General features: G+C 60.9%; 15 protein-coding genes. 6 read left to right on the forward strand and 9 right to left on the reverse strand.

All coding sequences use genetic code 11. From position 1 onward, the window contains the following. Positions 1–197: 197 nt before the first annotated feature. From phnE (ACMGF9_RS16710) to trpS, 5 genes are all read right to left on the reverse strand, one after another. Positions 198–1,097 carry a phosphonate ABC transporter, permease protein PhnE gene (gene phnE, locus ACMGF9_RS16710; protein WP_033633798.1) on the reverse strand — a complete coding sequence of 300 codons (900 nt, stop codon included), beginning with the start codon at positions 1,095–1,097 and terminating at the stop codon, positions 198–200. Then, positions 1,094–1,957 carry a phosphonate ABC transporter, permease protein PhnE gene (gene phnE, locus ACMGF9_RS16715; RefSeq protein WP_021503954.1) on the reverse strand — a complete coding sequence of 288 codons (864 nt, stop codon included), beginning with the start codon at positions 1,955–1,957 and terminating at the stop codon, positions 1,094–1,096. The genes phnE (ACMGF9_RS16710) and phnE (ACMGF9_RS16715) overlap by 4 nt, the downstream gene beginning before the upstream one ends. A gap of 78 nt (positions 1,958–2,035) precedes the next feature. Then, positions 2,036–2,968, reverse strand: a complete 933-nt coding sequence (phnD, locus tag ACMGF9_RS16720) for a phosphonate ABC transporter substrate-binding protein (protein ID WP_118892319.1) — start codon at positions 2,966–2,968, stop codon at positions 2,036–2,038. Between the two features lie 41 nt (positions 2,969–3,009). After that, positions 3,010–3,843: a phosphonate ABC transporter ATP-binding protein gene (phnC, locus tag ACMGF9_RS16725; protein ID WP_414160327.1), complete on the reverse strand. Its 834-nt coding sequence runs from the start codon at positions 3,841–3,843 to the stop codon at positions 3,010–3,012. Between the two features lie 117 nt (positions 3,844–3,960). Further along, a complete protein-coding gene (trpS, locus tag ACMGF9_RS16730) occupies positions 3,961–4,968 on the reverse strand; it encodes a tryptophan--tRNA ligase (RefSeq protein ID WP_414160328.1) in 1,008 nt (335 codons plus the stop codon). A gap of 290 nt (positions 4,969–5,258) precedes the next feature. Here trpS and ACMGF9_RS16735 point away from each other — a divergent pair, with 290 nt between their 5' ends. Continuing rightward, the gene (locus ACMGF9_RS16735; protein WP_015377092.1) at positions 5,259–6,134 is read left to right on the forward strand and encodes an NAD(P)-dependent oxidoreductase; all 876 of its coding nucleotides are present in this window, start codon (positions 5,259–5,261) and stop codon (positions 6,132–6,134) included. A gap of 33 nt (positions 6,135–6,167) precedes the next feature. Here ACMGF9_RS16735 and ACMGF9_RS16740 read toward each other — a convergent pair whose 3' ends face one another. The 3 genes from ACMGF9_RS16740 to ACMGF9_RS16750 all read right to left on the reverse strand — a co-directional run bounded on the left by ACMGF9_RS16740 (position 6,168) and on the right by ACMGF9_RS16750 (position 8,862). Further along, the gene (locus tag ACMGF9_RS16740) at positions 6,168–6,695 is read right to left on the reverse strand and encodes a cysteine hydrolase family protein (RefSeq protein ID WP_015377091.1); all 528 of its coding nucleotides are present in this window, start codon (positions 6,693–6,695) and stop codon (positions 6,168–6,170) included. A 28-nt stretch (positions 6,696–6,723) separates the two neighbouring features. After that, the gene (locus ACMGF9_RS16745) at positions 6,724–7,827 is read right to left on the reverse strand and encodes a suppressor of fused domain protein (protein ID WP_082996965.1); all 1,104 of its coding nucleotides are present in this window, start codon (positions 7,825–7,827) and stop codon (positions 6,724–6,726) included. Positions 7,828–7,989: 162 nt separating this feature from the next. Next, positions 7,990–8,862: an oxygenase MpaB family protein gene (locus ACMGF9_RS16750; protein WP_015377089.1), complete on the reverse strand. Its 873-nt coding sequence runs from the start codon at positions 8,860–8,862 to the stop codon at positions 7,990–7,992. Positions 8,863–9,104: 242 nt separating this feature from the next. Here ACMGF9_RS16750 and ACMGF9_RS16755 point away from each other — a divergent pair, with 242 nt between their 5' ends. The 4 genes from ACMGF9_RS16755 (at position 9,105) to ACMGF9_RS16770 (ending at position 12,474) form a co-directional block, all read left to right on the forward strand. Then, positions 9,105–9,548, forward strand: a complete 444-nt coding sequence (locus ACMGF9_RS16755; protein ID WP_004939500.1) for an acetyltransferase — start codon at positions 9,105–9,107, stop codon at positions 9,546–9,548. Between the two features lie 401 nt (positions 9,549–9,949). Then, positions 9,950–10,975, forward strand: a complete 1,026-nt coding sequence (locus ACMGF9_RS16760) for a methionine ABC transporter ATP-binding protein (RefSeq protein WP_414160329.1) — start codon at positions 9,950–9,952, stop codon at positions 10,973–10,975. After that, complete coding sequence (locus ACMGF9_RS16765) at positions 10,968–11,636, forward strand: methionine ABC transporter permease (RefSeq protein WP_004939505.1); 669 nt, start codon at positions 10,968–10,970, stop codon at positions 11,634–11,636. Before ACMGF9_RS16760 ends, ACMGF9_RS16765 begins: the two co-directional genes overlap by 8 nt. A 19-nt stretch (positions 11,637–11,655) precedes the next feature. Continuing rightward, positions 11,656–12,474, forward strand: coding sequence for a MetQ/NlpA family ABC transporter substrate-binding protein (locus ACMGF9_RS16770; protein WP_004939506.1), 819 nt, complete (start codon positions 11,656–11,658; stop codon positions 12,472–12,474). Between the two features lie 35 nt (positions 12,475–12,509). Here ACMGF9_RS16770 and ACMGF9_RS16775 read toward each other — a convergent pair whose 3' ends face one another. Further along, a complete protein-coding gene (locus tag ACMGF9_RS16775; RefSeq protein WP_004939509.1) occupies positions 12,510–13,154 on the reverse strand; it encodes a TetR/AcrR family transcriptional regulator in 645 nt (214 codons plus the stop codon). A 175-nt stretch (positions 13,155–13,329) separates the two neighbouring features. Here ACMGF9_RS16775 and bhsA point away from each other — a divergent pair, with 175 nt between their 5' ends. Then, entirely contained in the window at positions 13,330–13,587 is a 258-nt protein-coding gene (bhsA, locus tag ACMGF9_RS16780; protein WP_015377085.1) for a multiple stress resistance protein BhsA, read from the forward strand. The last annotated feature ends 23 nt before the right edge of the window (positions 13,588–13,610 follow it).

Here is a 13,610-nt window from a genome sequence, read left to right on the forward strand (position 1 = left end):
GTGCGCATTGTAAAAAAATGCCCCATACCCAAAATAATTGGAGTTGCATCGCGGCGGCAAATTTGTAAGCCCCCGGAGCATAGTTAACTATGTGACCGGGGCGCGCAAATGCAGCCAACAAAGAGGCAGCTCCAAGTATAACGGGTATGGCCGCACACCTTGAATGTGCGGCAGTATAGGGATCGGCAAGGGGTTTCTCAATCGATTTGGCTTTTTTGCTGATACAGCGGGATGTCTTCGCCGATGATGTACTTGTTGCGCAGCAGCGACGAGACCTTGTCCATGATCATCACCACCACCACCAGGATCAGGGTGATGAACATCACCACGTCCCAGTTCCACAGCCGCATGTTCTCCGCGTACACCAGGCCGATGCCGCCGGCACCGACGAAACCCAGCACCGCCGCAGAGCGGGTGTTGGATTCGATCTGGTACAGGCTGAGCGCCAGGAAGGTGGGGAACGACTGGGTGAAGATGCCGTAGCGGTGCTTCTGCAACCCGTTGGCGCCCACCGCCGTCAGGCCGCGGCTCGGGGACTTGTCCACCGCCTCGTGCCCTTCGGCGTACAGTTTGCCCAGCAGCCCGACATCCTGCATCACGATAGCCAACACCCCGGCCAGCGGCCCCATGCCGACGGCGCGCACGAAGATCAGCCCCCAGATCGCCATATCGATGCCGCGCAGCACGTCCAGCAAGCGGCGCACCAGCACCGAAATTGGCCGCAGCAACGGCGTCGACATCACGTTGCGCGCGGCGAAGAACGACAGCGGCAGCGCGATCAGCGACGCGGTGATGGTGCCGGCGAACACGATGGCGATGGTGATGCCAATCTGCTGGAAGTAGTACATGAACGGCCAGTTGGCGAAGTCATGCCAGACGAACATGCGCAGGAAATAGCGCCCCAGCTGCTGGCAGCCGTTGATAAACTGCGGCCAGCTAATGCCGAAGACCAGGAAGAAGAACACGTAGTACAGCACGATCGCCAAGGCGATCAGGCCGACGGTGCGCAGGTAACGCCCCTGCTGCGCGAAGATCGCCGGATGCTGCTGTTTTAGCTGGCGCAGCGTTTCCGCCGACGCCGGAGTGCCCGCTGTCATTTTGCCCCCTCCACCACGCGCTTGCGCAGCTCGCCCGACACATAGTCGAGCACGGAAACCACCACGATGATCAGCAGCAGCGTCATGCTGACCTGATCGTAGCGGTCGAGTTTAATGTTGGTCATCAGCTCCTGGCCGATGCCGCCCGCCCCCACCAGCCCCAAAATGGTCGACTGGCGAAAGTTGATCTCCAGCCGCATGAAGCTGTAGGAGAGAAACACCGGCTTCACCTGCGGCCACAGGCCAAAGCGCATGCGCTGCAGCGGCGTGGCGCCGCAGGCCGCCAGCCCGCGCACCGGTTTGTTGGAGGCGGTTTCGATCGATTCGTAGAACAGCTTGGTCAGGCTGCCGATGGTGTGCAGCGCCAGCGCCAGGAAGCCGGGAATGGCGCCGATGCCGAACGCCATCACGAACATCACCGCCCACGCCAGCTCCGGCATGGTGCGCAGAAACGCCACCAGCGTGCGGATCGCCAGCCGCACCGAGGCCGGAGTATAGGTGTTGCCGGCCGCCAGGAACGCCAGCACGGTCGCCACCAGCACCGAAAAAATGGTCGCCGCCAGCGCCAGCTGCAGGGTCTCCCAGATCAGCGGCAACTGGATGTTCAGGCGATAGCCCCAATAGGCCAGCGAGCCTTCGGTGCGCCCGTCGGCGAACAGCAGGTGCCAGTGCAGCGTCGGCACGGTTTCGGCCAGATAGTCGAAGAAGTGCGGAATAGACACCCAGACGGTGTGCAGGTTGAACTCGGCGAGGTTGCCGGCGCCCAGGTACAGCACCACCAGCCCGAGCGACCACAGCAGCGCTTCGCGCTTTTGCTTGCTGCGGATCCGTTGGTAATAGTGTGCGAAATCGGTATTCAAAACAGGTCTTCCATCGTTATGGAACAAGGGGTTCAGCATGCTGAACCCCTTCATTCGGGCGGCCGAGGCAGCCGGGAATCAACGGTCGCCTTTGGTCAGCTCGCGCTTCATATCGATGATGGTCTGGTATTCCGCCAGGGTGGTGTCGCCGATGTGCTGTTTGCCGCCCATCGCTTTGATAAAGCACGCGTGATCGTCTTTATCCAGCTTCTTGATGGCGGTGACCACTTTGGCCTTAAAGTCGGCCGGCAGCGAGTTGCTCACCAGGATCGGGCCGTTCGGGATCAGCGGCGACCGCCAGATGATGCGGATCTGTTTCATCAGGTCCGGGTGATCCATGCGGATCATGCGGGTGAACGCGCCGCTGGTGTAGCCGGTGTTGTAGTCGCCGATCATCGACGCCCAGGTCACCGCGCCTTCAAACTGGCCGTTCAGCACGCCGAGGATGTCCTGCTCGTGGCCGCCGGAGAAGGTGACGCTGGAGAAGGTGTTGTTGTATTTGTTGTCGACCGTGCCGCCGAACAGCTTTTTAAACGCCTGGTTCGGGATCAGGAAGCCGGAGGTGGAGTCCGGATCGGCGAAGCCGATGGCCTTGCCCTTCAGGTCTTCCAGTTTCTGGTATGGGCTGCCGGCCTTCACCACCACCACCGAATGGTAGCCGCGCGACTGGTCGACGTCGTCGACCGCGATGCCGACGATGTCCACCGCTTTCGGATCCTTGATGTAGACCGAGGCGAACGACGACGGCGACATGCTGAGCACCAGGTCAATCTTGCCGCCCAGCAGGCCCTGGATCACGCCGGAATAGTCGGACGAGTTGCGCAGCTTGGTATCGACGTTCAGCTCTTTGTCCAGGAACTGCTTCACGCACTGGTTATCGCCGATCTGCTGGGTGGCGTTCTGGCCGCCGAGAATGCCCAGGTTCAGCTCTTTCGGCGCATCCGCTGCGGCAGCATTAAAGACCATCATCGCGCCGGCCATCAGGGTGGTCAGACTCAATACTTTTTTCATTAGGTGTGCCTTGTGTGTAAAGGGTAAAGGTCAAAAGTGCTTCAATGGATCTGATTGGCTTCTTCGCCATACAGCTGGTGCAGGATCCGTTCGTTCAGTTGCGAAGGATGCACGTCAAACACGATCTTCCCGTGGGCGATGCCGATCACCCGCGAGCAATACTCTTTCACCAGTTCGACCGAGTGCAGGTTCACCATCACCGCGATGCCGTCTTCGCTGATTTTCTGCAGCGCATCCATGATGCGGCGGGTGTTTTTCGGATCGAGCGACGCCACCGGCTCATCGGCCAGCAGGATTTGCGGGTTTTGCATCAGCGCACGGCAGATGGCGACGCGCTGCATCTGGCCGCCGGAGAGGTGCTCAGCGCGCTGCAGCGCATGCGGCAGCATGTTGAGCCACTGCAACAGCTCGATGGCGCGAGCGCGGTCGGCGTCATCGAACAGTTTGAAGAAGGATTTCAGGGTGGAGGTGTGGCTCAGGCGCCCCAGCAGCACGTTGGTCATCACGTCCAGCCGCGGCACCAGGCAGAAGTCCTGGAAGATCATGCCGCAGCGCGCGCGCCACTGGCGCATCTGGCGGCCGGCAAGCTGGGCGATATCCTGCGCCACGCCATCGTCTTCGAAGTGCAGCATCTCGCCGCAGCTGGAAGGAATGGTGCCGTTGAGGGTATGCAGCAGCGTGGACTTGCCTGCGCCGGAACGGCCGATCACCGCCACGAACTCGCCGGCGTGCAGATCGAAATTGATGTCATCCAGCACGCGCTGCTGCGCTTTGTAGGCCTTGCCGAGCCCCTTTACCGATAACACTTTGCGGGATGCGGCGGCGTGCTGCCCTGGGAACTCGTGCTGCGCCAATTTTAACAGTGCCTGAGCCATATGATTTCTCTGGTTTCAGTGGCTAATCATTATGGGCACCTATTAACGGATAAGTTTATGACAGTGGGATGATGGTTTTATGGCCGGGGCGTGACGCGTGCCGCCCCGGCGTGCGCATCATTCCAGGCTAAAGAAGTCCAGCCCCAGCGCCGCCTTGACCTGCTGCAGCGTCTGCTGGCTGACCTGATGCGCGCGGCGGGTGCCGTGCTGCAGGATGCGCGTCAGCTCGCCTTTATCGGCGATGAATTCGGCGCGGCGGGTGCGGATCGGTTCGAGCAGGCTCTGCAGGCAATCCTCCAGCAGCCGTTTGATTTTCACGTCCCCCAACCCGCCGCGCCGGTAGTGCGCCTTCAGCTCCGCCACCAGCGCGGCGTCGTCGCAGAAGGCGTCCAGATAGGTGAACACCATGTTGCCCTCCACCCGGCCGGGATCGCTGACGTTGAGATGACCGGGATCGGTGAACATGCTCATCACCGCCTTGTGCACCTCGTCGGCGCCGGCGCCAAGCGGGATGGCGTTGCCGCGCGATTTCGACATCTTGCCCTGCCCGTCCAGCCCCGGCAGACGCCCGACGTTGCTCAACAGCGGCTGGCACTCCGTCAGCACCGGTTGGCCGACGATGTGGTTGAAGCGCCGCACGATCTCGTTGGTTTGCTCCAGCATCGGCAACTGATCCTCGCCGACCGGCACGTGGGTGGCGCCAAAGGCGGTGATGTCCGCCGCCTGGCTGACCGGATAGATCAAAAAGCCGGCCGGCAGGCTGCGGGCGAAATCCTTCTCGGCGATTTCACTTTTCACCGTCGGGTTGCGTTCCAGCCGCGCCACGCTGACCAGATTGAGGTAGTACATCGTCAGCTCGGCCAACGCCGGCAGCGCCGACTGCAGGCAAATGGTGGTCTTGTGCGGATCGATGCCGACCGCCAGATAGTCAGCCACTACGTTGAGCACGTTGGCGCTGATTTTTTGCGGATTGTTGCCGTTGTCGGTCAGGCCCTGCAAATCCGCCACCATCACCGTTTGGTTATGCTGGTGCTGCAGTTCCACGCGCTGGCGCAGCGAGCCGACGAAGTTCCCTAAATGCAGTGGGCCGGTGGCGCGATCGCCGGTAAGAATGGTGTAGCTCATGACAGTGCTCCTGAAGGTCTGTAGACCGCCGGATCAACGCCACAAAAAATAATGCCGCCAAACCGGCGGCATTAAAAAGAGATGTGAATACTCGTGCCGCCTCAGAAGAGGCGCCACCATGACTGATTGTGGGTGGAGTGCATCGATATATTCATGGCATCAAGGTATACCCGCTGCGGCAGCGCGTCAATAACCCGCCGCCGATGCGTAAGACGACGTTACATTCCGGCATTTGCGTTCCTGGCTCGGCGCGCTAGGGTAAAACCTTCAACCTGAAAAAGGAGCGCATGATGAAGATCGGATTTGCCGGACTGGGTGGGATGGGCAGCGCCATGGCGGCCAACCTGTTGCAGGCGGGCTTCGCCTTAACGGTATGGAACCGCTCGCCGCAGGCGGCGCAGCCGCTGGTGAGCGCCGGCGCGCGGCAGGCCGAACGGCCGGAACAGTTGGCCGATGTCGACGTGCTGATCACCATGCTGGCCGACGATGCCGCCACGCAACAGGTGGTGGTGGACAGCGGATTGCTGCAACAGATGAAACCGGGCGCGCTGCATATCAATATGGCGACCATCTCGGTCGAACTCGCCAAACGCCTGACGACGCTGCATGCGGAACACGGCATCGGCTATCTCGCCGCGCCGGTGCTGGGGCGGGTCGACGTGGCGGCCGCCGGCAAGCTGAATATTCTGGCGGCCGGCGATAGCGAGCGGCTGAAGCAAGCGCAGCCGCTGTTCGATGCCCTTGGCCAGAAAACCTGGCACTTCGGTGCCGATCCGGCGCAGGCTAACGTGGTCAAAATCGCCACCAACTTTACCTTGGCCAGCGCCATTGAAGCGATGGGGGAAGGCAGCGCGCTGGTACGCAACTACGGCGTGTCCGGCGCCGACTACCTGCAGATGCTGAGCAGCACCGTCTTCGCCGCCCCGGCCTATCAGGGCTATGGCGCGCTGATCGCCGCCGAGAAGTATTCACCCGCCGGATTCCGGCTGGCGCTGGGGCTGAAGGACGTCGGGCTGGCGCTGGCCGCCGGCGCCGACAGCCATACGCCGATGCCTTTCGCCGGGGTGCTGAAAGACAACTTCCTCGACGCGATGGCGCAGGGGGATGCGGATCTGGACTGGGCGGCGCTGGCCAAGGTGGCGGCGCGGCGGGCGGGCCTGAAATAACGAACGGGGGCCTCGGCCCCCGTTTTTCCGTTATCAGAACACGATGTCCGCCGCGGGCACCGCGCGGATCGGCACGCCGAAGCTGTCGATGTTCGACAGCGTCTCGTTATGGTGGGTGCGGATCAGCAGGCCGTCGGCATAGGATTTGTCGTGGCAGGTATGCGCATCCGCCGCCAGCGTCACCGGATAACCGCGCGCCGCCGCGCTGCGCACCGTGGTATCGATGCAAAACGGCGTGGAGTAGCCGCACACCACCAGCTGCGATACGCCGTTGGCGATCAGTAACGCGCCGAGCGAGGTGCGCAGGAACGAGTCCGGCGTGGTTTTCTCCACCCGATGGTCGCCCGGCGCCACCGTCAGCGCCGCGAGCACTTGCCAGGCGGCGCTGCCGTGCGGCAACTCATCGTCCGGCGTATGGTGCTGAATGACGACAACCGGCGCACCGGCCCGGCGGGCGCGCTCGCTCAGCTGATTGATGCGCGCAACGGTGCCCGCGGCATCCGCCGGCGGCGGCGTAAACAACCCTTCCTGCACATCGATAATCAACAGCGCGGTGGTCATGGCGGCTCCTGAAGAAAAGATAAGCGCGTCAGCACACCGGCTGGCGCGGGCGGAAAATATGGTCGACGCCCTGCTCGCGCAGCCTGTGCACCAGATCGTGCCCGCCATTCGGCGTGGCGTGCGCCAATTGGCGCTCGGCGGTAAACACCGGGCTGGCCCAGAACAGGTTAACCGGATCGCCATACTGCTGCGGCAGAGCCAGGTGCGCGTGATGCGGGTAGAAGGACGACGATAGAATATAGCCCTCATAGCCCAGCGGCGCCACGTCGGACTCCAGCGTATGTCCTTCGCCGATCCAGGTCAGCCGCGCCCACGGCGCATGAGCGAAACCGGCCAGCGCGCTGGCCATCTGCACCGCGTTGTCTTCGGTCATGTATTGACTGTCGATGGCGATCGCCATCTCCATGCGGCGATAGCGCGAAGCCTCGTCGTTGAACAGGATCTCCACCCACGGCATCGGCCGGATGCTGACCCCCATGGTGAGGAAGTAATAGATGCCGTCGCGTTCGTGCTGGGTGATGGCCATCGGCGGCCACTTGCCCTGATCGATGGCGTAGTATTTTACCGAAGGGCCGAAATGCGGCTCATAGCGCGCCTGAAAATCGCGCTGCATCTTCGGCCACGGATTGCCCTCTTCACGCTGCCAGCTGCGCCAAAACTGGCGGGTGCTTTCCGCCAGCGCATATTGGGTGTTGGTCGAGGCCGAACCGAGCGGATAGGCCAGTGGGCTCTCCTTGATGCAGCTGGCCGAATAGCACACCGAATGGTCGATATACAGGCTCCAGCCGGGGATCACCGCCAACAGTTGGCCGTAATACCACAGAGCCGCGCCGTCGTCGCTTTCGCTCCACACCACCATCAGCCCTTCCGGGTTCAGCGGCGCTTCCCCTTCCAGGTTGCGGCAATACTCCGCCGCCAGCATCGGCGGCTGCCCTTGTTCCAGCGCGGCGCGATCTTCCTGCAGCGGCGCGGCGGCCAGATTGCGCAGCCAACAGGCGCGCACCTGATAGCGATCGCTGTAGGCTTCGGCGGGATAGATATAAAAATAGGCTGCCCGGTGATCTTGCTGAACCACCGCGACCAGCGTCTGGTTCTCATTGCTGACTTCAGCAAGTACGTATGACTCGTTCATATCACCTCAATAGGGTCAGGGCGCGGCAGAATCGGCTGCGCGCCAAAAATGGAATGTGGCTTTGCCCCAAGTGTAAAACGCATTACTGGCCGGATCACCCGTAAAAGTCTCAAAAACGGCCGTAAACGAAGATATACAAAGGCTAATTATAGCGGCTGCGGCTCATGACGGCTGAGTGATGCGCCGCACCGCACGCTGATAGGAACCGTTGCGCATCGACGCGCCCAGCACCTTGCCCAAACCGGCGGCGCCCGTTCGCACCAGCCGCCGCCGCAGCGCGCCCGGATGAAAACCAAACTGCCGCTGCGCCCAATCGGGTAACAGATCGATGCCCGCCTGCATCACCACCCCGCCGAGGGGGCGCGCCAATGCGCTCGGCGCCGGCGCCTTCAGCAGAATGCGCGCCACCTCTTGCGTGCGTTCATCGCACACCAGCTGCGGCCGCATCGCCTGCAGGTATTCTTCGACCTCCGCGCAGGACTGAGGAATTGCCGTCGCCCCCAGCGCGGCGGCCACGCGCGCCGCTTCACGATAGTATTGATCCTGCAAATCGCGGGAAAGATGGGGGTTACGGTAGCGCAGGTGGCTGGCCAGAAAGCGGCTGCTCTCCGCCACGTGCACCCAGGTCAGCAGCGCCGGATCGCTGGCGGCATAAGGCGTGCCGTCGCCGCCGACGCCGGTTACCCGCAGATGGATGGCTTTGACTTTGGCGATCAGCCGCTCCGCCTCGGCGGTCGGGCCGAAGGTGGTGACCGAAACGAACTGGCTGGTGCGGCGCAGGCGGCCGATCATATCGTCGCGAAAATTGGAGTGATCCCATACGCCGGCCAGCGCCAGCGGGTGCAGCATTTGCAGCAGCAAGGCGCTGACGCCGCCGCACAGCATCGGCGTGAAATCGCGATGTACCTGCCAGATGACAGACTGCGGGCCGAACAGCCCCGGATCGCCGGGCGGATTCTCAAAATCGACGCCGCCGAGCGCCAGCCCGGTCAGGCTGAGCACCTGTTTTTCTATCGCTGCGCGTACCGCTTCCATCCTGCCGCCCTCTTGCTGGTTCAGCGGCCAGTGTATCACGCGACGAACGCCTCATTGCGCCCTGCGGCGGTTGAAAGCATTAACTTGCTGAATTACAGTTGTTATACCGCTTGCGAGAAGGCGGGCCTATTCGATCCACTGCAGAGGCGCTTTGCAGGGCGTTAACCCACGTTAATTCGGCACTAACCCCACAAAACCTCTATCTAGTTTCTTTTCCTTCAACTTAGATAGCAGAGAGTTCGATGATTACCATCAGAGCACGCGCGGCGGAAGACAACGCGCAATTGGCAGATATCTGGCTGCGTTCGGTGCGCGCCACCCACCATTTTTTAACCGAAGACAACATCGCGCAGCTGTTCCCGCTGGTGCTGAACGACTACCTGCCGGCGGTCAACGTTTGGGTGGCCGAAGACCGACCGGGGCATCCCTGCGGCTTTATCGGCCTGAACGGCAACAAGGTGGAGATGCTGTTTATCGACGCCGATCAGCGCGGCCAAGGCGTGGGCAAAGCGCTGTTGACCCACGCGGAAACGCTGCACGATGAGCTGCAGCTGGACGTGAACGAGCAAAATCCGCAGGCCAGCGGCTTCTACCGCCACTACGGGTTTGTCATCACCGGCCGCTCGCCGCTCGACGGCCAGGGCAACCCGTTTCCGCTGCTGCACATGAAGCTGGACAAACGCTAGCCCTCCGCCGGCCGCCCTGCGGCCGGTCAGTCTATTGACAAAGAGGGGAAAAAGCGTGATTTTTCCCCTCTTTGTGGTGATCAGCCGAAAATCAATAAATTGATTTTCCTTGTTTTTTATTCGGTGCTCTCTGCCAACCCGGCAAGGGTATAAGGTTTGTCATCAATCTCGCCGGCCGCCCTGCGGCCGGTTTTCTTCCCCCGCCTCCCCCGCCGCCTTATATATCAAATCAGAATAAGTAATAGATTTTACATTCTTCCTGTCACTATCAACCCTCGGTAGGATTGCCCGGTATTCACCCGCAACAGAGGTTCCGTCAGCCGAAAAGCCGAACGATCTCTGTCCGGCGCACCGCGCTCTGGACGGAATGCTGTGATGTATCGATAAGGATCCGCTTCGCTATGATCGTTCTTTCGAACGTTTGCAAAACTTTTGACAGCACACAGGGCCGCGTCGTAGCGGTAGACAACGTCAGCCTGGCGGTAGAGGCCGGGCAAATTTACGGCATCATCGGCTACAGCGGCGCCGGCAAAAGCACCCTCATCCGCCTGCTCAACGGCCTGGAAACGCCCACCAGCGGCCGCATCGACGTCGGCGGTTTCGATATCGCCCGCGCCAAAGGCAGCCATCTGCGCCAGGCGCGGCTGAAAATCAGCATGGTGTTTCAGCACTTCAATCTGCTGTGGTCGCGCACCGTCAGCCAGAACATCGCGTTTTCCATGCAGATCGCCGGCGTGCCCAAGGCGCGGATTGCGCCGCGCGTGGCGGCACTGATCGCGCTGGTCGGCCTGCAGGGGCGCGAAAACGCCTACCCGTCGCAGCTCAGCGGCGGCCAAAAGCAGCGCGTCGGCATCGCCCGCGCGCTGGCCAATAACCCGAGCGTGCTGCTGTGCGACGAGGCCACCTCGGCGCTCGATCCGCAGACCACCGACGCCATTCTCGACCTGCTGTTGGACATCAACCGTCAGCTGAAATTGACCATCGTGCTGATCACCCACGAGATGCACGTGGTGCGCAAAATCTGCCACCGCGTGGCGGTGATGGAAAACGGCCGCATCGTCGAAGAAGGCCCGGTGCTCGACGTGTTCACCCGGCCGCAGCAGCCGATCACCCGGCAGTTCGTCAAACAGGTGTCGCAGTATGCGGACACCGAAGAGAGCTTCAACCCGCAGCTCACCGCCCACCTGCCGGGGGCGATTTTCAAGTTGACCTTCGTCGGCGTGCAAACCCATCAGGCGGTGATCTCTGAAGTGATTCGGCGCTACGCCCTGACCATCAACATTCTGCACGGCAAGATCAGCCACACCCTCAACGGTTCGTTCGGCGAACTGTACATCCACGCCGAAGGCAACGAACAACAAGTCGCCGACATGCTCAAGTTGCTGAACGAAAGAAACATCGCCGTCGAGGTTATCCAACATGATTGAATCCCTGTTCCCCCACCTGCGTCTGGACCAACTGTGGGACGCCACCTGGGAAACGCTGTACATGACCGGCATCGCCGGTTTGGCCACGCTGGTGCTGGGCATCGTGCTCGGCGTGCTGCTGTTTTTAACCTCGAAGGGCCAGCTGTTGCAGAACCGGGCGGTCTACTCGCTGATCTCCGTGTTGGTCAACGTCTTCCGCTCCATTCCGTTCATCATTCTGATCGTGCTGCTGATCCCGTTCACCAAGTCGCTTATCGGCACCATTCTCGGCGCAGATGCGGCCCTGCCGGCGCTGATCGTCGGCGCGGCGCCGTTCTATGCCCGGCTGGTGGAGATCGCGCTGCGCGAGGTCGACAAAGGAGTGATCGAAGCGGCGCGCTCGATGGGCGCCAAAAACCGCACCCTGATTTTCCGCGTATTGCTGCCGGAAAGCTCGCCGGCGCTGGTTTCCGGCATCACCGTCACCCTGATCGCGCTGGTGAGCTACACCGCGATGGCCGGGGTGATCGGCGCCGGCGGACTGGGCAACCTGGCCTATCTGGAAGGCTTCCAACGCAACCACAGTGACGTGACGCTGGTGGCGACGCTGACGATCCTGCTGATCGTTTTCGTCATTCAGTTCATTGGCGACACCCTGACAAGAACGCTCGATAAACGTTAATTAACCAAGGAAAACGATGATGAAAAAGCACCTACTGATGTTGGCTTTCGCCTCCGTCGCCACTCTGGCTTCTTTTGGCGCCGCCGCGGCGACCAAGCTGGTGGTCGGCGCCTCCAACGTGCCGCACGCCGAGATCCTCGAACAGGCTAAACCGATACTGGCGAAGGAAGGCATCGATCTGCAAATCAAGCGCTTCCAGGACTACATCCTGCCGAACACTGCGCTGGCCAGCCATGACATTGACGCCAACTATTTCCAGCACGTGCCTTACCTGAACTCGGTGCTGAAAGACCACGCCGACGACAAGAGCTACGACTTCGTCAGCGCCGGCGCGATCCATATTGAGCCTATCGGTATCTACTCGAAGAAGTACAAGAGCCTGAAAGATCTGCCGGAAAACGGCAAAATCATCATGCGCGACGCGGTGGCGGAAGAAGGCCGCATCCTGTCTATTTTTGAACGGGAAGGCGTGATCAAGCTGAAGCCGGGGGTGAGCAAAGTGGACGCGCGCATCACCGACGTGGTGGAAAACCCGAAACACCTGAAGTTCCAGGCCAACGTTGAGGGCGCGCTGCTGCCACAGATGTATAACAACAACGAAGGCGACGCGGTGGTGATCAACGCCAACTACGCCATCGACGCCGGGCTGAATCCGACCAAGGATCCGATCGCGGTCGAAAGCGGCGAAAACAACCCGTACGCCAACATCATCACCGTGCACAAAGCCGACGTGAACAAGCCGGAGATCGTGGCGCTGGTCAAAGTGCTGCACTCAAAACCGATTCAGGACTTTATTCGCGAGAAGTACCAGGGCGCGGTGATCCCGGTCAATCAGTAATGGGTTAAACGGCCCGGTAAAAGCCGGGCCGGTTGTCACACCTTATTGCCAATCTGGCTGAGCCGCGGCCACACCAGCATCAACGCCTCCAGCAACCGCAGCAGATCGCTGCGGCTTGCCCCTTCGCGCGCCTGCACCGACATGCCTTCAATGGTGCAAATGACGTATTTCGCCAGCAGCGCGGTGTCGGTCTTCGCCAGCAGTTCCCCCTGCTGCACCTTGCGATCGAAACAGGCTTTCAGCGCCGCTTCCTGGGCATGATGTTTTTTGCGCAGCATCTGGGCGACGTCGTCGGACGCGGACGACAGCGCGGCGGAGGCGCACACCATAAAACAACCTGACGGCGTATCGGGATCGGTAAACACTTCGACGGAAGAACGCACGTAGGCCTCGACGATCTCGGCTACCGGCAACGCCTGTTCCAACAGTTGGTTGGTGCAGGTGGTGTATTTTTGCAGATAGCGTTCCACCGCCGCGCGGAACATCCCTTCCTTGTTGCCGAATTCCGCATACAGCGTTGGCGCTTTGGCGCCGGTCACTTCCACCAGATCGGCCAGCGAGGTGGCTTCATAGCCGTGCCGCCAGAACAGATCGAGCGCGCTTTCCAGCGCCCGGTCGCGATCAAATTGTTTCGGCCTGCCACGGCTCTTTTTGCCGCAGACCTCTTCATTGATGCTCATCATTCTCTCCTGTCCCGCTCCACAGCAGGGTTAGCACAAATAACTTAACGATCATTATAAAAAAATATTGCGCCCTCGTCGAGAACCGATTAGCATTTAGTTATCGATCGTTAAGATAATTTAGCGAAGCGGATTAAACCCCTCTATTCACCGTTATCGGAAAGGAATTAACATTATGAAAAACTTAAAATTAACCTTAGCAGCCCTCACTCTGGCCAGCATTTCCTTCGGCAGCTTCGCCGCTGATTTGGTCCAGAACCAACCGGCTGACCAGCAGAAAGTGGGCGTCATTACCGTCAGCGGCGCATCCGATCTGACCTCGCTGGAAAGCAGCCTGGCCGCCAAAGCCGATCAGGCCGGTGCAAAATCCTTCCGTATCATCGGCGCCGGCGGTAACAACCAGCTGCACGGGACCGCAGAAATCTATCAATAACAATGAATTAAACCAACAGATCG

It is taken from the genome of Serratia sp. BNK-23, from assembly GCF_047456145.1.
GTDB lineage: Bacteria > Pseudomonadota > Gammaproteobacteria > Enterobacterales > Enterobacteriaceae > Serratia > Serratia nematodiphila.